Consider the following 21892-nt stretch of genomic DNA (forward strand, 5'->3'; position numbering starts at 1 on the left):
ACGAAGAATTCCCGCTGGGCTTACACCGTCCCCAACTCGCTATTTACAGAGAATACATCCCGCTACTTTCTCGTTCAATGCATCTGCTCCCGAAGGAGATATATAGTAGGATATTACACGGTTTCAGCAATACAGTCAAGAGAATAGGGCGTTTCACATATCGTACTTGTCGAGCTGATCCAAAAAATTGCGGGATTTTAGCTTGACCTCCAACTGCATATCCATGAACTGACGCATGACATGTTTGATCTCCAGCTTAGTGGAGTCCTTCACGTCAATGTTGCCGAGCCGATTCAAATCCATTCTGGCGAACAAGCGAAGCAACTTCAGTGTACGTGGAGTCACGCTCAATGCAGCTGGATCAAAATGCTTGTAGCTCCGACACAAAACTCCGCCCAGCCTCGGACTGACGAACATATCCTCATCAGCACATTGTTGACCACTTGAAATACATGCATCAAGCTGAGGAGCATATCCGGCCGCCTGCAATATTTTAAATTCATAAATACTCATGACAATCAGCGGATCTTTGCCACTCTCCAGCGCCTCCAAACATGCTTTAAGCTGCCTAAACCAGAATGCGCCTGTTTCCTCCTCCTGTAACACCCGATCGAGTAATTCACAAGCATAAGAAGCGTAAGCTGCCTTAGTAATATCCTCGCGTAATGTATGGTGGGATTGGATGATTTCACCGGCATTCAACGTGCCTAAGCCTGTGTTTCGAAAAAAAACGAATTCGCCGTACGTAAACGGCTGCGTTAAAGCAGCGTGACGGCTTTTGGACTTTTTTGCACCTCTGACCAGCACGCCTGCTTTGCCTCCGCTTTCGGTGCAAAGCGTAATAATTTTGTTCCCCTCACCGTAATCCATGCTGCGGATGACGATTCCTTCCACCCTGTAAAGCATGCCTCTTCCCCCAAACATTCGCGAAGAAGCCAGTGGCTTGTACTATTCACGGACTTCTTCATGCTCGTCCGACTCTCCTTCATCCGTATCTTGCTCCCTTGTCATGGCGCTTTCCCGGTATAACAGATACGCACCGACATCTCCAGTCATCGCAAAATACTTCCACGAAAAATCTCGCAATCGTATTCATCCTTTCTTCGGAAATGACGTTTGCATCTCAAAATTAGGATGATGCGAAGAGGGGGGAAGTATGCGATGAAATAAATGGATTGCTGTAAAAACGCTCCTTATTTCATCGCTGGAAGAAAAGGATAAAAAGAGCAAGAATTTAAGCGCCGCACATACGCGGCGCTTTAAGTGATCAGGAGACTGTTACTATCTCAGCCAAGAGATCGGAACGGCTTTTTTATGATGCTTACTACAACTATACATATTTATTTAATATCAATTTTTTTAGCCTCAATAAACCTTGAACTAAAGTGACATAGAATCGAGTTTTGTTTTTAAGCGTCGCGATGGAAGCCCAGGTCACGAAGAACGCGTTCCTGGTTCCGCCAGTCTTTTTTGACCTTAACCCACAGTTCCAAGAAAATTTTGGAGCCTAGCAGATTTTGGATGTCCTGGCGGGCCTGTTTGCCCACTTCTTTGAGCATGGCTCCCTGTTTGCCGATAATAATCCCCTTCTGGGAGTCACGTTCTACAAAAATAACAGCCATAATATGCACTACACCATTATCCTGCACTTTCATGTCTTCAATCATAACCGCAATAGAATGGGGTACTTCCTCACGTGTCATATGCAGAATTTTTTCCCGCACCAGCTCGGCAATGACAAACTGTTCTGGATGATCGGTAATTTGATCATCCGGATAATATTGCGGACCTTCTGGTAAGTATTTTTGCACCTGCTCCAGCAGGGTGTTTACATTGTTGCCCATTTTGGCCGAGATCGGTACGATTTCAGCAAAGTCGTACAACTTGCGATACTGCTCAATCAGGGGTAACAATGCTTCTGGCTCAATACGATCAATTTTATTCAGCACCAAAATAACTGGCGTTTTTACTTGTTTAAGCTGTTCCGCAATAAAACGGTCGCCACCGCCTAGACCTTCAGCAGCGTCAATAAGAAAAAGTACCGCTTCTACTTCACCCAACGTATTAAAAGCAGTCTGATTCATGTAATCGCCTAATTTTGACTGACGCTTATGAATCCCGGGTGTATCCAAAAATACAATTTGCGTGTCCTCTGTAGTAAATACGCCGTGAATTTTGTTGCGTGTAGTTTGTGGCTTGTCTGACATAATGGCGATCTTCTGCCCAATGACGTGGTTCATCAGTGTTGATTTTCCGACATTAGGTCTGCCAACAATTGCGACAAAGCCTGATTTAAAGTGTTTCTTAGCCATTTCATTTCCTCCAGCGCGATTAAGCACCTATTTTATTTTGGTTTTTCCATTAAAACAGTGAACTAATTAACGTCAACATAGGCCTATAAAACACAAAGATACCAATAATTACAGCAAAAACCGCTGCCAGGAGCACAGCTCCGGCGGCGGTGTCTTTAGCCGCTTTGGCCAGCGGATGAATATCAGGTGAGATGAGATCCACCGCTGCTTCAATAGCGGTGTTGAACAGTTCGGCTACAATGACTATAGCGATAGCCACGCAGACGAATAACCAGTCGAGCCGGGAGATGTGCAGAGTTAAGCCTGCTACAATGACAAGGAGCGCCACGGCCACATGTATCCGCATATTTACTTGCGTACGCAGAGCGTACATCACGCCTTCTGCCGCATAGCGAAAAGTCATTCTCCAAGGCTGACGTCTCATTACCTTGTCAACCCCGCTTGAGCCAGTACAGCTTCCTGTTTGCCCATCATTTCAGCTTCACTCACATCATCTTGATGATCATAGCCTAACAGATGAAGAAAGCCGTGAACAAACAAAAAACCGATTTCACGCTCAATCGAATGTCCGTATTCTTCACTCTGAGCTTGCGCTGTTTGTACAGAGATTATAATATCCCCCAGAACATCAGGTACATCATTCAATGAATTTTCATCATTCGGTTCGTAAATAATTTCAAGCTCTTCATCCAGTGTTTCCTTCATAGCAAAAGACAACACATCGGTGGGACGATCAATTCCCCGATAGTCCCTGTTCAACTCATGAATTTGCTCATCATTAACGAAGGTAAGGGCTACCTCACCGTCAGTGACTCCTTCCACTTTGCCTGCCTCCTCTAATAAGGTGTTCAGCAGCGTAATCAAGGATTCGTTAATTACCATATCGTTTTGTTCATTATTCCAAGCTAATTGAAGGCCCATGCCAACCGCTCCTTTTAATTCTAGTGCTCTAACCGTACTTCATGCACAAGTTATATTAAGCTTTTCCGTTTTCAGACTTGGGTCTTTCCTCCGGATACTCAATACGGGAATGAAAAATCCCCATTACTGTTTCCTTGAGGGTTTGAGCCACGATATCAAGCTCCCGCATGGTCAGCTCGCAGTCGTTAAATTGGTGATCATCAAGACGGCTCTTAATAATTTTCTCAATCATGGATTCAACCTGTTCCACCGTCGGCTTCCGTAAGGAACGAACTGCTGCCTCCACACTATCAGCAATTCCCACCACAGCAGACTCTTTAGACTGAGCCTTCGGTCCCGGATAACGGAAATCATCCTCCGTGAAGTCAGGCTCCACCCCCCGCTCTTCAGCTTCGCGCAACGCCTTGTGATAAAAATAGTGTAAGAATGTCGTTCCGTGGTGCTGCTCGGCAATATCGCGAATGGGCTTGGGCAGCTTGTAATCCAATTGCATTTCCACGCCGTCACGAGCATGGGCGATAATGATGGATTTGCTCAGCTTGGGCTCTATTGTATCATGTGGATTTTCCAACCCATTTTGATTTTCAATGAAGTACGAAGGCCTCTTGGTTTTACCAATATCATGATAATACGAACCAACCCGGCACAACAAGCCGTTTGCCCCTATAGCCTCCGCTGCGGCCTCTGACAGATTACCCACCATTACACTATGATGATACGTTCCCGGTGTCTCCGTAAGCAGCTTGCGGAGCAATGGATGGTTGGGATTCGACAGCTCAACAAGCTTCAGTGCCGACAAGATACCAAAAGTAGACTCAAAAAATGGCATTAGCCCAATAACAAGTATTGCTGTTATCAGACCGCCTGCAAAAGCAAAAGCTACCCCATAGAGCGTCGTCGTTTGAGTCCAATTCCCTTGGTCAATCAGTGCCAGAGAAAAAACAGACAGCGCACCGAACAGGCATACCATAATCGCCCCTTTGAACAGTGTTGAACGCTGGCTGGCTCGATGGGTAGAGAAAATCGCTGCCAGACAGACCACAATAGCAAAAAATCCAAAATTAAAGTCAAAAATTTGTCCCTGACGGACATTCAAAATAACACTTGCCAATATACTGAATATAACGGCACATACAAAAGCCAACGACATATCAAGCAACAGTGTTACGAGCATAGCTCCAAGCGCGATAGGCGCCAGATAGCCAAGATAGGAACGTTCACTGTTCTGCAGTATGGAAATTAACATCATTGCTCCTACTGTAATCACAAAGATTAATACTAGCATGAGCAACTGCGCATTATTATACTTGAAGTTTCGTGTTCGTGATTGAAATTGACGAATATACATAAACAGGCCCAATGCCAGCATCATAGACAACATCAGCAGTCCAAATTGTGGCCAATAATTGATTTTATCCGTGAGCAATTCATTTTCATCAAGCAGTGTATAGATTTCCTGGGTAATAATCTCACCCTTCTTGACGAGTACTTCACCCTGTTTAATGTAAACTGTCGGTGTATCTTCACGAGCCTGTACCTTTGCGTCCTTCGTAGCTGTATCATCATAAAACTTGTTGGCGGTAATCACAAGCCTTGCAAGTTCCTGAACAACCTCCCGTGAAGTACGCTTAGTAAGCGAGCTTGTACTAACCCGCTCAGCTACTTTCGCTCGGGCTGTCTGAGCATCCGTAATTTGATCATTCATCAACCCTGTCACAATCTCACGGGCAACAGGCCGCATTTCAGCAATATCCTCAGATGTAAGGCGCGGAATTTTAATGAATGTCTCCTCTGGAATTCGGTACGTTTGCTCTTTCGTTTTTTCCAGCACTTCATCCAGCAACTTATCTGGGTAGGCATCCGCATTACGGCTGTTATTCACAAAATTTTGTACAAATTCCCGTGCACGTTGCGGAATCTCATCCTTATAAATCGAAATCTTATCTGCTCTGGAGACCTGGTCATCCTGATTGAGCCGTTCAATTCGATCCAAAATACCAGTAATCAGGTTATCGTTGCGAACGGGCACAATGGTATACATGGGCTGCACACGTTCAGCTGATTCCTCTTGAGCCTTCAAAGTCGCCTTACTGTTAGGAAGCTGCATCGGGGCGACAATTTCCTTTTCACTCGGTTGATTTACCCGAATATCATAACGCTCGGGAAGCAGCTTGGACGCAAAGCCTACATAAAAAAGAACCACCAAAAATAAAAACAGAAGATAGCGTGTCGCCACGCTATACTTCCATCCATTCATTCTATGCTGGAACGTTTTCCCTTTAGATAATTCCTTCGAGGTCATCTAAAACAATCCCTCTCCATCATCTTTTTCAAGGCAGCTACACTGCTCATTTTATACTTTTTCTGGTCGTACACGACATACTCGTGATTGAATGACTATCCTTGATTTTCGGCAACTCGGTCATAAGCAACAATAATTTTCTGTACCAGGGAATGACGGACAACATCCTCTTCTGCAAACTGGACAAAGCCTATTTCCTCAATCCCTTGTAAAATCGCATTCGCTTCAATCAGACCGGATTTTTTGCCACGAGGCAAATCAATTTGCGTAACATCGCCGGTAATGACCATTTTGGAGCCGAAGCCAAGTCGAGTCAAAAACATTTTCATTTGCTCGGGTGTAGTGTTTTGCGCTTCGTCCAAAATAATAAAGGAGTCATCCAGCGTACGTCCCCGCATATAAGCCAAAGGTGCAATTTCTATTAATCCGCGCTCCAGTGCCTTTGCAGTCTGCTCTGGGCCCATCACATCGTATAGGGCATCATACAATGGGCGTAAATACGGATCAACCTTTTCCTGTAAATCCCCTGGTAAAAAACCTAAATTTTCACCTGCTTCCACCGCAGGACGAGTCAGTACAATGCGCTTGACTGAACCTTCCTTCAGGGCAGCTACGGCCAGCACTACAGCCAGATAGGTTTTACCAGTACCCGCCGGGCCAATTCCAAATACAATATCGCGTTTCTTAATCGTGGTTACATAGTGCTTTTGTCCAATAGTTTTGACGCGAATCGGTTTACCCCGGAACGTCGTCGTAATTTCACCCTTGAACAAATCGAGCAGCTGATCAGCGCGCAAATCTTTTGCCAGTTCAATCGCATAATGGACATCCCTTTCGGTCAGTATATACCCATTGCGAATTAACTGGAGTAATACGTCGAACAATTGTTCGAGCACTTCCACCTCGTGAGCATTACCAAAAACATTAACTTCTGCCTCACGAGATGCTATTTTTGCGGGAATAGCTGCTTCGATTAATTTCAAAAAGGAATCCTGCGGGCCAAATAACGCCTGTCCTTCTCCCGCATTGTTCAATGCAATTTGTATGCTGCGTTGTTGTTCTGCCAAATAGCCTCATTCTCCTTGGTTATGAACTAACGGAAGTTCTTCCGCAATATCCTGCTCCACTTCAAAAAGCACTTTCATATAAACTTTACCATTCTCTCTCTTCTCATGCAAAATTTTTTGGCTCATTATTTTCGTTCCTTTGCCGTATTTAGCTAAAATATCAGCTCGCGCGCCTTCTAAACCTGACATTTTCGCTTCTGCTTCCGTAAGCTTCTGCTCCTGTATCTTTGTCTCCCTCACACTTTCGGTCATCCAACCCATCGGAAGTTTGTAGGAACGCCATGTTAGCGGATCATGTTCAACTGTTGTTTTATGTGTAGAATAAGGTATTTTCCCATATCCCCACAATTGTATCGCACGGTTGCCTAGGACCAGATACAAGCGGTCATGACTGATACCTGTATACGTGCTGCTACGTTGCACCGTGGGACTGCTAATTTCGTATTCATGCCATACAAGACCCTTAACCTCTCCTTTGGCTACGACCTGCTGTTGGTTCTCCTCATCTCCAAGCGTTCCAGAGATGAGGATGGCTCCTTTTTTGACACGCGTATTTTTATGCACGACAGGACGACCCTGCTCGGCAAAAATTTCAGTGACCACCGCATCTGCCTTACTAATGATATGACGAGGGCTGTAGAGCGGCGCAGGGGTAGGCTGTGAAGCTTCAACAACCTGAATCGTCACCAAAGTACCCTGCTTTTCCACACCGATCCAGGATGCTTCTGGAAGCTTCTGCATGAGCGCACGTGAAAGCTTGTCTTGACTGGATAGACGAAAGCTCCATTGAAATGGATACAGGCCCTCCTGTCGAGCGGCTTTGAGAACGGATTCCGTCGATAGTTTATCATTCCCCTTTACTTCAATGTCCCAGATAAGCGAAGACATCAGCAGAAGACCTATCCAGAACAAAGCCAATCCAGCCAGGAAAAATTTACGTTTGGCAAGTCGTACAGCAGTAAAGGGAAGCCCTTGCCGCTTCAGAACATGCATTTTACAGCCTGTCCTTCTCAAAAGCGGGCGTAGGAGGAAGACGTGCGGCAGCAGAAGGTTCATTTCTGCATGTCTAGTACCCATCGGCCGCACGTTCCAAACAGGTATATGGTGATCGGTGAGTAAATTAATGAAAGCTTCCACACTTTCGCCCTTGATAGCAAGGGTAACCGTACCACGCAGCTTTGCTAAAGCAGGATGTTTCACGAGCCTTCCTCCGTTCCTTCCATTTGGATATCCGTTATATGTCCCTCCACACTTACCTGCTCTGGCAGAATAGACGTAATGACTAGATCATGGCCGGACACCCTCAGCCTGCCTTGCGCAAGTGCAAGTACGAGCTGATCCGGCGTGAAATCCACCACGCCCCGGTGATTCTCCACATAAAGCTGACGGCTGCCGATGAGGGTTAACCGCGGCAGGTCAAATAGAATGTCCTGCGGAAGCTCCAGCGTCTCGCTGGCCCACTTTCGCAGTTTGCGGCTCATCCTGCTCATACGGCGAAATCTCCCTTCCTGTCATCAAAATATTTGTTATCCAACGGCTTAGAGTTGTTTTGATGACAGCACGCTGCTATTTTTTCATCTTCTGTTATTGCCATCCGGTACCCATAGATGTTTCAAGGCAGCTACGCTGCTGGCTTTCCATCTTATATTCTTATTATCAGTGAACACCATTACACCAGCGCCACAGATATCTGTACTGTACATTTTATGATCCAGTCGCGGCATTTATGAGGCTAAACTTACAATTCGTAGTAGCTACTATATTGCAGAGGAACAAGATGTGTCCTTTCAAAATTCAACAAAAAAGACAACCTCGTTTTCATATTGAAAACAAAGGTTGTCTTTTTTTGAATTTCATTAAATGACACGGTTATTTTTCGGTATCTCGATTTAAAAGAGAATTTTTTCTAGAGTATAAGAAGTAAACAGCCATACCAATGACAAGCCAAATAATAAAGCGAATAAATGTCTGGCCATTCAAATTAAGAATGAGCACCCCACATGAAACGATAGCCAGGATCGGGATATACGGAACTCCAGGACATCGGAAGGCCCTTGGCAAATCAGGTTGTGTTTTTCTCATAACGATGACGGCGACCGAAATCAGAATAAATGCTGACAAGGTTCCAATGTTCACCAAACTTGCTAACTCATCCAGCGGAATCAGTCCACCCATTAATGCAGATAAAGTGCCGAAAAACAACGTGTTAATGTAGGGCGTTTTGTATTTGGAATGAACCTTGGATAATACTTTGGGAACTAAGCCGTCACGTGACATAGCAAACATAATACGAGTTTGACCATAGAGCATTACCAGCATGACCGTTGTCATCCCTAAGATGGCTCCTATATCTACAATACCTGCAACCCAGTTCTGGCCCGCAACCTGCAATACCAATGACACGGGGTGAGAGATACCTTCAAATTGCATAAACGGTACTATACCAGTCATAATCGCGCTAACAATGACATACAAAAACGTACAAATAATGAGTGAGAAAATAATGCCTCGCGGTAAATCAGTAGTGGGATTTTTAGTTTCTTCAGCCGCTGATGAAACAGCATCAAAACCAATAAAAGAAAAAAACACAAGAGCTGCGGCTCCAAACACCCCACTGAACCCAAACGGCATAAACGGTGTCCAGTTATCTGGCTTCACATATCTAAAAGCAACAATGATAAATAATAAAATAACAACAATTTTTACGATTACCATAATGTTGTTTATCCGTTTTGATTCTTTTATCCCTAAATAAAGCAAGAACGTAATACCCATCAAAATTAAAAAAGCTGGGAGATTAAAATAAGTGTTTGGTCTTTCAAAGCCCCCGGTGCGGCAGTGAATTCAAGCGGAATGTGAAGGCCAATTCCATTTAAAAATGATACAAAGTAACCCGACCAACCTGCGGAAACGGCGCTGGCTGCCAGCATGTATTCCAAAATTAAATCCCATCCAATAATAAAGGCCAATAGCTCCCCCATCGTAGCATATGTAAAAGTGTAAACAGAACCGGATACTGGAACGGTGGATGCAAACTCCGCATAAGCCAATGCTGCGAATAAACACGCGAGTCCCGCAATGACAAAAGAAAGAACCAAGCCTGGACCAGCCGTAACTGCTCCTGTACCTGTCAACACAAAAATTCCCGTTCCGATAATGGCTCCAATTCCAAGCATCGTTAAATCAAACGCACCCAGTTCCCTTTTGAGTGCTTTTTCCCCTCGCGTAGCGGCAATCAACTGATCAATGCTCTTCTTTCTAAACAAGCTATTTCCCATCGATCCCATCCTCCTAAAAATTAATTTTTCCATTTTTATGACCTTGTTGTATCACCTCGATATAAGCAAAATTTTAGGTAAATTTGGAGTGAATTTCATAAGTATCTATCATTGAGAACATTATATATAAAAAAGAAAAAATGAAAACTGCTTTCGGAAAGCTCCATTCATATTGTTACATTTGATCATTTTTCAGGAATATATTTTCATAAATGAGACGCTAAATTAGACAAAATGCCATCATTTTAGATGACAACAAATGTGAGAAAGCTAGAGCACACAAGGGATTATCACATTCGTTGTCAGGTAATTAGAGCATTTGTCGTTAATTCACTTTTTATTCCGAGCATGGTTATGTATTCCTAAAGCATCACAAAAAAAGATCCGCCACAGCCAAAGCCGTGACGGATCCACTATCATTTTAACTTCTTCCTCCACCCATGTAGCGCTTGGAACGTGGAGGACCTAATATTTCTGCCCAAATCACACCTCTGCGCAGATCAGCCGTATCCACCGTATTACGGTCTTGCGAAGCTATCTCTGGCGCATCTGTAATTTCCCCTGACTCCCTCGCATTGGATATACGATCGAGACGGGCTAAAACCATTTTTCGTTCTTCTTCCATAGCACGGATCCGATCCTCTAGAGTCGAACCGTTATCTAATGAATCCCGGTTCATTCGTTCTTCCGTTTCCGGCCGATCGCCCATTTCTTCTATGCGACGAGCTTCCATAACCGTCCGTCGTTCATTAGGAAATTGACGTTGCAACTCTCCAGCAATATCCTGCTGACGTTGCTCTTGCCCATGTTCCATTGTGAAGGGTCTGGATGACGTCGAGGGCCCACGAGAACCATGATCGCCACCAAAGGTAGGCATACCTTTTCGCGGCGGTGATTTCCGCCCTGTGCCTTGGATGCTTTTCCCCAAAAAAGACACCAAAGCAAAGCCAATCACGATCAGGATATACAAATGTTCAAAGATCCAGCTGATAAAGTTCATTACTCACCACCTAGCTGCCGTAATTCATCGGCTATGTCCCGTTATTAATCCCGGTTCTTGTTGTCATTCCCTGAGTTCTCATTCGGTTTGCCTAAGGAGCCACGCATTTGCGTATCCGCCTCAATATTTTTCAAATTCATATAGTCCATGACACCAAGCTTCCCGCCGCGTAGTGCTTCAGCCATTGCCAGCGGTACTTCGGATTCGGATTCCACCACGCGTGCTCTCATTTCTACAACACGCGCCTTCATTTCCTGCTCCTGCGCTACAGCCATCGCACGCCGCTCTTCCGCTTTTGCCTGCGCAATACGTTTGTCGGCTTCCGCCTGCTCTGTTTGCAGAAAAGCACCAATATTTTTACCTACATCAACGTCCGCAATATCAATGGACAGGATTTCAAATGCTGTCCCGGCATCCAAACCTTTGGACAATACGGTTCTTGAAATTGAATCCGGGTTCTCCAGCACGTCCTTATGCGAGTTACTGGAACCTACGGTCGTAACAATACCTTCACCGACCCGTGCAATAATCGTTTCTTCTCCAGCACCCCCAACAAGTCGATCAATGTTGGCACGCACGGTAACACGAGCTTTAACCTTCACTTCAATACCATCCTTGGCGACCGCAGCAACAATAGGTGTCTCAATAACACGCGGATTAACGCTCATTTGGACCGCTTGCAGAACATCCCGTCCAGCAAGGTCAATCGCTGCCGCACGTTCAAACTCAAGCGGAATGTTAGCACGCTGCGCAGCAATCAACGCATTGATCACTCGGTCTACATTCCCTCCTGCGAGAAAGTGGCTTTCCAGCTGGTTGATGTTCAAGCCCAGACCCGCCTTGGTTGCCTTAATGAGCGGATTGACAATTCGGCTTGGCGTGACGCGCCGTAAGCGCATAGCTACCAGCGTAATGATGCCAATGCGCACACCCGAAGCCAATGCTGAAATCCACAGCATCACCGGGAAGAAACTAAAAAATACGCTCAATACAATAATCACTACAACGGCAATCAGCAAAACGCTGACAATACCCGATTCGAACACTCGCATCATCCTCCATTAATCTAATTCTTTGTTGTTTGCTTGTTTAGACGCTAGTGTCTGCCTTGACCACAATTCGCCCGCCTTCTACTTTGGATACTATAATCGGCATATCTGTAGCAATAAACTCGCCGTTCGTTACAACATCGACTCGCTCATCAGCGATCAGCACCGTTCCGGCTGGACGAAGTGGAGTCAGACTGACACCCCTTTGACCTAATAGCATTTCCCGGTTCACAACTGAAGAAAAACCTTGTTCAGCCGTTAAACTTTCTTTAAGTATAAAACGGTTCCATATCCCTCGGTCCTTGAATACAACCGCGATGATCGCCACCACGGCAACCGCAGCTGCAAAGGCAATGCCCAAAGATATAAACGCATGCTGCATGTTATATGCTGCCCGAACAACTCCGGCGACAAGGCTGACGGAACCCAAAATGCCCAAAATACCAAAGCTTGGGATGAACATTTCAAGTATAAGCAGAGCCAGACCGATAATAAACAACAACCACGTCTCCGAACCTGCAAAACCAGCGATATAATTGCCGAAAAAATACAAACCAAATCCGAGTATGCCCAAAATTCCCGGTACACCAAAACCGGGTACGATCAACTCAATAACAATACCTGCGATACCGATAAATAAAAGCAACGTCTGTACAATTGGGTTGGTCAATATCTCGGCTGCTTTTTCAGCCCATGTTCGCTCCACATGAATGACATCATCCGTGCTGTAACCCATCCACTGGATAACCTCTTGTTCGGAAGACGCGATGTGATCCGCATAACCCAACTTCAGCGCTTCCTCACTGGTTAAAGAAATGATCTGACCACTTTCCTTATTAAAGTTCATCTCAGGAATAGATATGGTCGTTTTAGAGTCAACCATACCTCTGGCAATATCCGGATTACGTCCGCCAGCTTCTGCGGCAGATGCCATGCTACTCTTCCACCAGGCTATCGTTTTTGGATCTGTGATAGCCTGCCCCCCGCCGTCTACTAACGCTGCTGCTCCGATAATACTCCCCGGTTTCATAACAATCTTGTTTGCGCTCAACGCAATATAGCTACCCGCTGAGGCCGCTTCGCCCCTTATATAGGCTACGGTCGGAATTGGACTGTCTTTAATCAGTTTGCCCAGCTTCTCCGCTGTATCTACCCGTCCACCGGGAGTGTTAATATCCAGTAAAATCAGACCTGCTTTGGAATCTGCTGCTTCTGCAAATCCACGTTCCATAAATTTGCCCAGGCCATGCTCAATTTCCTGATCGACTGGTATAACAAACACAGCTCCACCTTTAGTTTGGGCCGCCGCTGATTCGGAATGAACTAAGGGCAACAGCAAAACGGATACCATAATCCACAACGTTAAAAGGATCCATTTGCGACTGGAGTGGTGATGTTCTCTATGCATTTCTCTCCCCCTTTCGATCTCTCTATGTTACAGCATACCAAACTTTGTTAGACAAACTATACAGTTTTCAGGATTTAATGTGAAATTATTGGGTATATTGCTAATCCTGACGGCTGCCAAATACTTTACGCACCCAACGGACATCACGTTTCACACAATTAACAATAGCGCTTACATAAAAGTATCTTCTCATCATTACATTCTATGGTAGGCAACACATATATAGAAATAACACCCTCTGTAAACAGAGGGTGTTGTGTTTTCCTGTTTGTCGCAGGTTTATTGCAGAAATTGCTGAACCGCTTGGTTCACGAGCTTACCGTCAGCGCGGCCTTTTACCTTAGGCATCAAGGCCGTCATTACTTTCCCCATCTCGGCTTTCGAAGAAGCACCGGTTTCCTGGATGGTCTGCTGTACAATAACTTTAATTTCTTCCTCAGAAAGTTGTTCGGGAAGGTACTGAGCGATGATCTCTATTTCTGCTTTAGTGCTTGTCGCAAGTTCATCACGACCGGCTTTTTCAAATTCATGGAGGGCATCTTTTCGCTGTTTGATCTCACGACTCAGAATATCAAGCACTTCGTTGTCGTCCAAATCCCGTTTCAAATCTATTTCAAGATTTTTAATCGTAGAACGAACCATTCGAATGGTGGAGAGTTTGAACTTGTCCTTACTCTTCATTGCTTGCTTCATATCTTCGTTCAATCGTTCGCTCAAATTCATGATTGCTTAGATCCTCCTAGAACTTTCTCTTACGAGCAGCCTCGGACTTTTTCTTGCGCTTTACGCTTGGCTTTTCATAATGCTTGCGTTTCTTCACCTCAGCCAATACGCCATCCTTAGCAATGGAACGTTTAAAGCGACGAAGTGCAGCATCAATTGTCTCGTTTTTGCGAACTTTAGTTTCAGACACCAGTTTTCCCTCCCTCCGACCAGACCGTCCAAGAGCAATAACACGGTTCATCAAATTTTATTATAGGTGAAACGGAAACCAGGTGTCAACCTATAAGAAAAAATGAATACATAAAGGGCCACTTTTCTCCATTCACATCCGTATTACTGAAAAGACAAGCTCTGTCATTTTTTAAGAATGTGAGTCCGAAATACCTGTCAGGGCACCCAATTTGGCGCCGCCCAGTAAGTGATAATGCAGATGCCCCACCGCTTGTCCACTATCCGGGCCACAGTTGTTAATCAACCGATAACCAGACTCGGCGATTCCTAACTTTTTTGCAACCTCAACCGCAACACGATGAATCTCCGCGATAAGAGGAAGATCCTCCTCCGTCACAGCGTTCATTGAAGGAATATATTTTTTGGGAATAATGAGCACGTGTACTGGCGCCGCAGGCTGGATGTCATGAAATGCGAGCACATTGTCGGTTTCCAACACCTTCTTGCTGGGGATGGTTCCATCCACAATTTTCAAAAACAGATCGTCCATTCAAAACCCTCCTTTGGCAGTGAGCCGATCCTAAGCAAATAGACACAAACACCCCTTGCTCTCGGCATTCAAAGTTATGTATTTCCCACACTGAATAGAAACATATACAGCCATGTTTGGTTATACTTATGTTTCTATATGTATCATAACGGAAAAAGGGTCTTAATACCAGTTTCCCTTGCTAACTTCCTCTATAATGGCTTTCACCCCTCCATCAATTTGATCCAGCTGCGCGCGCGAAATACTTATGCGCAAAAACTTCTCTTGTTCCCTATAGCCTGATAAATAAAAGCCTTTGCCAGCTACAACCTGGATGTTCCTCGCAGAAAGACACTGTACCAAGCGTTCCAAATTCACTGTCCGAGGCAGTTTAAACTGCATATAAACTCCTGAGGTTACAACTGAAGTCTGAACGTATCCGGCCTGATTGTATCGTTCCACGGCCTTGTTCAGAGTACGAATGCGCTCCGAATACAGTTTACATATCGTGTGCTTGTGGCGTTCATACATTCCATTTTTAATATAAATATCAAGCGCCGCCTGAGACAACATAGATGTGTCGACATATCTTTTATAAGCGTTAAACGGCTTTAATAGGACTTCTGGCAATACCGCAACTCCTAATCGCAAGCCGGGGAAAATGATTTTCGAGAAGCTTTTCAAATAAATAACATGGTCCGAATGGTCGTATGCATAAATGGGATCAAAAAGATGATCGGCCCCCAAATCTGCCATATAGTCATCTTCTACGATGTACACATCATATTTGGCGGCTAAGGCAGCTATCGCTTTTCGCTCCTCTGTGTTGTATGAGATTCCTAATGGATTATGATATCTTGACATGGTATAAAAAAACTTGATGCTTTCGTTCTTAAATTGATTCTCCAATTCGTAAAGATCCACACTTTCTGCTGTTCGGACGATGGTACTGACGGGTATGTTCTCTTCCTCCAGAAAGCGCAAATATATATCGTAACTTGGCTGCTCGACCAAAACCTTTTCTTTGCCATTGGGAAACGGCATTTTAGCGAGTATCTCCAATGCCTGCTGAACACCCGAAGTAACGATAATCCGATCCATTTTTGCAAACACCTGAGTATTAGCCAAATGGGAAACCAACGTATGACGCAGTGTTTCCAGTCCTTGCGAATCGCCATAAGTGAATAGATGATATTTGTAGGTATCAATAGCCTGATTCAAACAATGTTGGAAATCCAGATAAGGGAATACATTTAAATCCGGGGAGGCCGAAGCAAAATCAACGGAGTCTTGCATATGACTATGGTGTAAATCGCCCGAATTTTCCACTACATAGTATCCACTTTGCGGTATGGAATAGATGGCGTGTTTCTTTTCAAGTTCAGCATATGCCCGCAGAATCGTGCTTTTGCTGCATCTATATAATTCTGAAGCCTCACGGACCGACGGCAGCTTGTAACCTGATTTATATTGTCCCTCGCGAATTTTAAGCTCTATATCCAATAAAATTGAAACATATTTTTTCACAATATCCACCCACCTGCTCTTTACATACTCATTAAGTGCTCATTTCATTACATGCTTATTCCTCTTATGTTTCTTTACACGCTAGATGTTACCATGCTTTATGGATAAACAGGATACCTCATTTCATTGAACTGTACTGATACAGTTTCAATTATTGGATCATATTGGGGATAGAATATGTGAAAAAGAGGCTGTTTCTTCATGATGGAAGAAACAGCCTTGCATGGTGATGATGTATGGATGCGCCTTAAAGTCACTTGTACTGTACAAGAGCTGTAGGCGGGAGAGAGCAGAGAATTCACTATATCTGGCGACTAAGAAATTAGGATTAGTAATAAGGCAGCAAGCTGATCGCTGTCAAGGCTGCAAGTGGCAGAATCAAACGATTAAAGCGACGGCGTCCGTAGGGGAACCCATATGCATAAGCAGGTACTGGATACGGGTACGGATACGGATACGGATACGGATACGGAGGATAAGACGCATAGCCACCATAAGCACGGGAACCGCAGCCACAATTGTTAGGCGGATACGGGAGATTAACATTGACATTCTCCATCTCGTCTCCACCCATAGGAACGGCTAAGTATATCTTTTCATCATCCACATGCTCTACAATGCCGTCATACATTGTCCCGTCCTTCACCCATACGCATACATAACGATGCATATGCTTTTGACATAGTGTTTTAGCATCCGTCTGTTCCGGTGCTGTAACTTTTTCGGTTGTCATGCTTTTTTCCATGGTTGTTTCCTCCTAGGCTCTTGCATGTATACCGTATGTTATTCAAAAACGGGCTATTTGCTACATCAAATTGGGCGAATTCCGGCTTGCAAAAAAAAAGAAGCACCCCGGGAGCTCTTGGCAGAGCCCCTCTGAACGGACGTATGATGGGAAGATTTCTTCCGCAGCATACGTCCGCCGGGGTGCTGTATGATTAACTTGTCGGCTTGGCTGTATTATAACAATAGTTTGAAACTGTATCTGTGACCTGTATCACATTACTTCAAAAAGTTTCCATAATCACACGTGATCCGCCTCCAGCCTGCTCTGCTGGAAGAACAACCAACTTGCGCGGAAGACGGGCCCGTAGCTCAGGCACATGACTAATCACACCAACAGACAATTGATCGTGGTGCAGCTTTTCCAGTGAGGTGATCACCGTGTCAAGCAGCTCAGGGTCCAACGTTCCAAAGCCTTCATCCAGAAAGAAAAATTGCAGAGGGTACTGGCCCCGCAATTGAATTTGAGCCGACAGCGCAAGCGCAAGCGACAAGGAGGTCAGGAACGTTTCGCCACCGGACAAGGTCGATACCGGACGTTTGACCCCACCGTTGGCATCATCACTAATGACAAAACCACCGCTGGAATCTACCTCTAGCGCGTATCGCTGCTTGGTCAGAAAACGCAGGCGGCGTGAAGCCGATTGACTGACCTGCATGAGCTGCTCCTCAGCAATATATTCAACAAAGGCATTGCCGCGAAAAACAGTCTGGAGCTTGGACATTTTTTCCGCTTCACTACGCAAATGTACACGATTGGACTCCAGCTCCATCCAGCGGACGTGTCGCTGCTGCAAGTCCTCTAAATCACGCTCAGCCTTGGCGCGATTTTGAAGCGCCTCTTCATCGCGTGCACGGCAATCACGTAGCTGTGCAGTGGCCGCTTCCCACTGTTCCTCTGTTACCGTTGCTCCATTCAGCTGCTCTTCGACATGCTTTAAGCGGGAAGACATCTCTTTTTCCCGTTCTCGATGTAAACTCACTTCACGCTCATAGCGTGTGGCTTCTTCCGGTCCCAGGCAGCATTCCATAACCTCTGCTTCCGTAGCAAAAGAGGAGGCTTCCAGACGACTGCCCCAACGGGACTCTGCCATCTGACGTCTTTCTTCTGCCGAGTCGGAGGCCTGCCGGGCAATCAGTGAAACATGAACGGCTTGCTGCTTGCGTTCTTCCGCTTCAGTACGTTGTCGTGCCGCGGCTTCGGCTCCATTTTTCAGCCCCAACAGTCGCGAGGTCGCTTCTTCCAGCAATGAAGCCGCTTGGCCATCTCCAACCCACTTTCGGAGCTGGGCTAGCTTTTCGCGAAGCGAATCATCTTTGCTTTGGAGCCCTGTACGACGGGCAATAATGATTTTGTCTTCCTCGATGATACTCTGCTGTATCTGTTGAACACGCGCCGCCTTTTCTTCGAGGAAGGTCACACTCGTCTCCAGCCGGGACCGCAGCTCTTCCGCGCGCCCATCGCGCTCCTGCATGGCGCGGTAACGCTCCGCGGCTTCGTCCGGAGCGACATCCGTTAGCTGCGCCGCCCATTCGGCGCGCAGCCCCTCGCTGCGCGTGGTGCATGCCTCGCGCTTGCTCTGTGCCTGCGTCAGCGCTACAGCTGCTGCCTCCTGCTCGGCGGCGGCACGGATACGCCGCTGCTGTCCAGCGGCGTCTGCTTCGCGCAGCGCCTGTGCCTCGGCAGGCAGCGCATGCGCACGTGCGGCTAGCTCGGCTGCAGCACGTTCCAACGCCGCGCAGCGCTCCGCCCATGCTGCGGCACCACGCGGCTCTGCTGGCGCTGCCGCAGGCGTGAAAGGCTCGCCCGTGGCGGCAGCGCCGCTGTCTGCGGTGGCGGGCTGCGCCAGCAAGCTGCGTTGCTCGTGCAACTGCTGGCGCAGTGTGAGGCGCAGCTCCTGCAAACCGAGACGCAGGCGTTGCAGCTCATCCGGCACAGCGGCATCCGCGCTATGCGCTGCGGCAACGGCAGGCGCGGGATGATGCAGCGAGCCGCACACTGCGCACGGCTCGCCTTCGCGCAACTCGGCAGCGAGATGCTGAGCGAGACGCCCCAGCTCCTCGGCACGGAGCTCGTGACGCAGCTGTTCTTCCTCGGCAGCCAGTGACGACATATCGGCGGTGATTTCTGCCTCCAGCGTAAGCAATGCCTCAATGCCATCAGCTGCCTGTGCAGCAAGGGCAGAACGCCGTACCTCCGTCTCCTGTGTCTCCTGGTCCGTCAGCTTTAGACGTTCGTCAGCTTGCGCAAGCCGTTTCTCCTGAGTCACGTACTCCAGTTCAGCTTCACGCAATTGCTCATTCGCGATTTCCAGCTGTTGCAACCGTTGCACAGCCTCTTGCAGCATACGCCGCTCATCTGCTCGCACTTCATTTTGCTTTAGCTCGTGTTGAAGCTCTTGCTGTCGCTTCAAGCCTCGCGTCTGTAGCTCTTGTTCCTTTGCGAGTCCTTCTGCATGTTCAGCAAGGATTTGTTCGCTATGCCCAAGCTCGGCCGCCAGACGGTCTCGTTCGGTCCGCAACGCTTCCGTATCACGCTCCAGTTGAAGCGCCTGTTCTAGTTGGTCGATCCGAAGCAATAGCTTTGGTTCTTCGGCACTGAGTGCTTGCCGGGCCTGCTCATCTGCTTGCGCAGACACAAGCGCAGCCTCCTGCGCGGTAGCGGCCAGGACTGCCACTTCTTCAGCAGTCTTTTGCCGTTTTTCCGCTTCAGCAATGGCTTCCTTCCAATCCGTCAGCGCAGGCAGCAATGCCTCGGCTGCAGATGCTTGTCGAAGCTTGTGCTCCAGCAAAGCAATGCCCGGCTCCTGTGCTGCCAACTGCTTCAGCTCTTTCGATCTTTGGCTGAGCTCGATGACTAGCTCACGTGTTTTGTTTAGCGCCTCCGATTCACGTGAGACACGCTCTAGCTCGCGACGCGAAGCTTCTGCATTGGCAATCGCCTCTTTGAGACGCAACTCTACATGTTCAAGTGCTTCAGCACTCGCATCCCCCAGCCCTTGCTGCTCCGCCTCTAATGCTTTCAGTGCGATATCGTTATCTTTCACACGACGGCTTAGCTTCTGTGCAAGTTGATCTCCGTACTTCTCCAGATGGAACAAACGCTGTAGCATCTGTCTGCGTTCACTGCCCTTTAAGGACAAGAATTCCGCAAACTTTCCCTGCGGCAATACGACAGCTCGTGTAAAATCGTCCATTTTCAGGCCGATATACTCCTCCACACAGCGCGTCACATCCTGCACCTTATCGGCAAGCACTTCCTCGCCATCCTCTGTTAACGCAATAAAACGGCTAAGCGTATTATTAACCGATACGCCTCCAGCACGTTTGAAACGTCGTTCTACACGGTAACGACGAGGTCCTTGAGCTGACATTAATTCAAACGTAAAAGCAACAGACAACGTGTCCTCAGCATGATTCATAATGCCTTGTGTACCATTCACTGCCCGCTCCACTTTACCGTACATAGCCAACGTAATGGCATCCAGCAGCGTTGATTTTCCACTACCCGTTGGGCCAAAAATTCCGAACAACCCAGTTTCGGTCAAATCGTCAAAGCGAATTTCCTGCGACTCCCGGTAGCTTTGCAACCCCGCCAGTTTTAGAAGGATTGGTTTCATACGTCCTCCTCCTCAGCGTGATCTCTTGCATCATCCTGTTCCACCAGCTCCAGAAACAACTGCACTAATCCGTCATCTGGCTGTGCTCCGCCTGTCTGCCGCTGATAGAATGCCCGGAACAGCTCATGCACTGGCAGTTCTGATCGTTGGTGCTCCAGCTGTGCGGCAGCCATTTCTGGATACATGGGGCGAATATGAATGATACCTTCACGGCTTTTGCGCAGCCGCTGGATATCTCCCATCGACATCGCTTCATCCAGCGTAATTTCCAGATCAATAAAGGCATCGGCATCCAGTCCTTCATCCAGCCAGCGATATACTTCCTCCAGACCTCCCCGTGCGCGCCACCTCACTAATGGGCGTCCACTGGTAATATATAGTTCCTCGACCTGAGCAGGCTTGCCAGCAACTACGTCAATTAACGTAACCGATTTGGCTTGTCCGGCTTCGGAAAAGCTATAAGCCAGCGGCGAGCCACTGTAACGCATCAGCCCGTCTCCTTTTACATATTGGGGACGATGCAAATGTCCTAGAGCCGTATACTGTGCCCCAATGCTCAAAGCAGACGGATCTACGGTATACGCCCCCCCGACCTGAATCGGGCGTTCCGAGTCCGACTCCAGCCCGCCGAGCACATAAATATGGCTCATCGACAAATTAACGGTGTCAGGCCGAAATACTGTCCCCAGCTGTGACATCAGCAAGCCCACACGGCGACTGTATGCCTCGCGCAAGACTGTTTCATCTCCGTCTTCAGACAATAGCTCGTTCAAACGAGACTCGGAGGGATATGGCAAGGCTGCAATGCATGCCATTTCACCCGTTCGCGGTGTACGAACGCGTACCGCTTCCCCATGGGGCAGTCCCAGCAATGTAATTCCGCGCCCGCTCACCAGTGGTGTGACCGAGGATACCCTTTCCGGCTGATCATGATTGCCCGCAATGACGACTAGTGGTCTTCCTCCAGCCGTAAGACGGGCAGACGTTTCATAAAACAATTGCTCGGCTGCGGCTGAAGGATTGACTGAGTCGTATACGTCTCCAGCCATCATAATCAAATCGGCCTGCTGATCGTCAGCCATTTTCGCTAGTTCTTCCAAAAACGCCTCCTGCTCCTTCAAACGGCTGCGTCCTTCCAACGTGCGACCCAAATGCCAATCACCTGTATGCAAAATCCGCATGTTATTCCTCCTCTCCCTAGC

Annotated in this window: 19 protein-coding genes and 1 pseudogene; all 20 read right to left on the reverse strand. The window is 47.0% G+C overall.

The genetic code is table 11. The annotated features are described in order from the left end of the window. Positions 1-153: 153 nt before the first annotated feature. Positions 154-906 carry a DNA repair protein RecO gene (gene recO / locus MKY35_RS17090; protein WP_029517790.1) on the reverse strand — a complete coding sequence of 251 codons (753 nt, stop codon included), beginning with the start codon at positions 904-906 and terminating at the stop codon, positions 154-156. Between the two features lie 42 nt (positions 907-948). Next, complete coding sequence (locus MKY35_RS17095) at positions 949-1086, reverse strand: YqzL family protein (RefSeq protein WP_342444317.1); 138 nt, start codon at positions 1084-1086, stop codon at positions 949-951. 323 nt (positions 1087-1409) lie between these two features. Further along, positions 1410-2312 (reverse strand): GTPase Era, encoded by a 903-nt coding sequence (gene era, locus MKY35_RS17100; RefSeq protein WP_029517791.1) that lies wholly within the window; start codon positions 2310-2312, stop codon positions 1410-1412. A 49-nt stretch (positions 2313-2361) separates the two neighbouring features. After that, the gene (locus tag MKY35_RS17105) at positions 2362-2736 is read right to left on the reverse strand and encodes a diacylglycerol kinase family protein (protein ID WP_342444318.1); all 375 of its coding nucleotides are present in this window, start codon (positions 2734-2736) and stop codon (positions 2362-2364) included. Further along, positions 2736-3233: an rRNA maturation RNase YbeY gene (gene ybeY / locus MKY35_RS17110; protein WP_029517792.1), complete on the reverse strand. Its 498-nt coding sequence runs from the start codon at positions 3231-3233 to the stop codon at positions 2736-2738. Before ybeY ends, MKY35_RS17105 begins: the two co-directional genes overlap by 1 nt. A gap of 55 nt (positions 3234-3288) precedes the next feature. Continuing rightward, entirely contained in the window at positions 3289-5535 is a 2247-nt protein-coding gene (locus MKY35_RS17115) for an HDIG domain-containing metalloprotein (RefSeq protein ID WP_342444319.1), read from the reverse strand. Positions 5536-5630: 95 nt separating this feature from the next. Further along, complete coding sequence (locus tag MKY35_RS17120; RefSeq protein ID WP_029517794.1) at positions 5631-6602, reverse strand: PhoH family protein; 972 nt, start codon at positions 6600-6602, stop codon at positions 5631-5633. Positions 6603-6608: 6 nt separating this feature from the next. Further along, a complete protein-coding gene (yqfD, locus tag MKY35_RS17125; protein ID WP_029517795.1) occupies positions 6609-7802 on the reverse strand; it encodes a sporulation protein YqfD in 1194 nt (397 codons plus the stop codon). Continuing rightward, positions 7799-8092 carry a sporulation protein YqfC gene (yqfC, locus tag MKY35_RS17130; protein WP_029517796.1) on the reverse strand — a complete coding sequence of 98 codons (294 nt, stop codon included), beginning with the start codon at positions 8090-8092 and terminating at the stop codon, positions 7799-7801. Before yqfC ends, yqfD begins: the two co-directional genes overlap by 4 nt. Positions 8093-8471: 379 nt before the next feature. Then, positions 8472-9880: pseudogene (locus tag MKY35_RS17135) on the reverse strand (amino acid permease). Positions 9881-10301: 421 nt separating this feature from the next. Next, entirely contained in the window at positions 10302-10880 is a 579-nt protein-coding gene (locus tag MKY35_RS17140; protein ID WP_340956126.1) for a hypothetical protein, read from the reverse strand. 44 nt (positions 10881-10924) lie between these two features. Further along, positions 10925-11926 carry a flotillin-like protein FloA gene (floA, locus tag MKY35_RS17145; RefSeq protein WP_029517799.1) on the reverse strand — a complete coding sequence of 334 codons (1002 nt, stop codon included), beginning with the start codon at positions 11924-11926 and terminating at the stop codon, positions 10925-10927. Positions 11927-11969: 43 nt separating this feature from the next. Next, positions 11970-13337: an NfeD family protein gene (locus MKY35_RS17150; protein ID WP_342444320.1), complete on the reverse strand. Its 1368-nt coding sequence runs from the start codon at positions 13335-13337 to the stop codon at positions 11970-11972. A gap of 279 nt (positions 13338-13616) precedes the next feature. Then, positions 13617-14060 carry a GatB/YqeY domain-containing protein gene (locus MKY35_RS17155; protein ID WP_013311146.1) on the reverse strand — a complete coding sequence of 148 codons (444 nt, stop codon included), beginning with the start codon at positions 14058-14060 and terminating at the stop codon, positions 13617-13619. Positions 14061-14076: 16 nt separating this feature from the next. Then, positions 14077-14250 (reverse strand): 30S ribosomal protein S21, encoded by a 174-nt coding sequence (rpsU, locus tag MKY35_RS17160; protein ID WP_005547957.1) that lies wholly within the window; start codon positions 14248-14250, stop codon positions 14077-14079. A 171-nt stretch (positions 14251-14421) separates the two neighbouring features. Further along, a complete protein-coding gene (locus MKY35_RS17165; protein ID WP_025722131.1) occupies positions 14422-14781 on the reverse strand; it encodes a histidine triad nucleotide-binding protein in 360 nt (119 codons plus the stop codon). 162 nt (positions 14782-14943) lie between these two features. Next, the gene (locus MKY35_RS17170) at positions 14944-16287 is read right to left on the reverse strand and encodes a PLP-dependent aminotransferase family protein (protein WP_342444321.1); all 1344 of its coding nucleotides are present in this window, start codon (positions 16285-16287) and stop codon (positions 14944-14946) included. A gap of 328 nt (positions 16288-16615) precedes the next feature. Next, a complete protein-coding gene (locus MKY35_RS17175) occupies positions 16616-17032 on the reverse strand; it encodes a hypothetical protein (RefSeq protein ID WP_342444322.1) in 417 nt (138 codons plus the stop codon). Between the two features lie 262 nt (positions 17033-17294). Then, a complete protein-coding gene (locus MKY35_RS17180) occupies positions 17295-20690 on the reverse strand; it encodes an SMC family ATPase (RefSeq protein ID WP_342444323.1) in 3396 nt (1131 codons plus the stop codon). Then, complete coding sequence (locus tag MKY35_RS17185) at positions 20687-21871, reverse strand: exonuclease SbcCD subunit D (protein WP_342444324.1); 1185 nt, start codon at positions 21869-21871, stop codon at positions 20687-20689. Before MKY35_RS17185 ends, MKY35_RS17180 begins: the two co-directional genes overlap by 4 nt. Between the last annotated feature and the right edge of the window lie 21 nt (positions 21872-21892).

Origin of the sequence: Paenibacillus sp. FSL L8-0638 (genome assembly GCF_038593075.1) — a bacterium.
Lineage (GTDB): Bacteria > Bacillota > Bacilli > Paenibacillales > Paenibacillaceae > Paenibacillus > Paenibacillus polymyxa_D.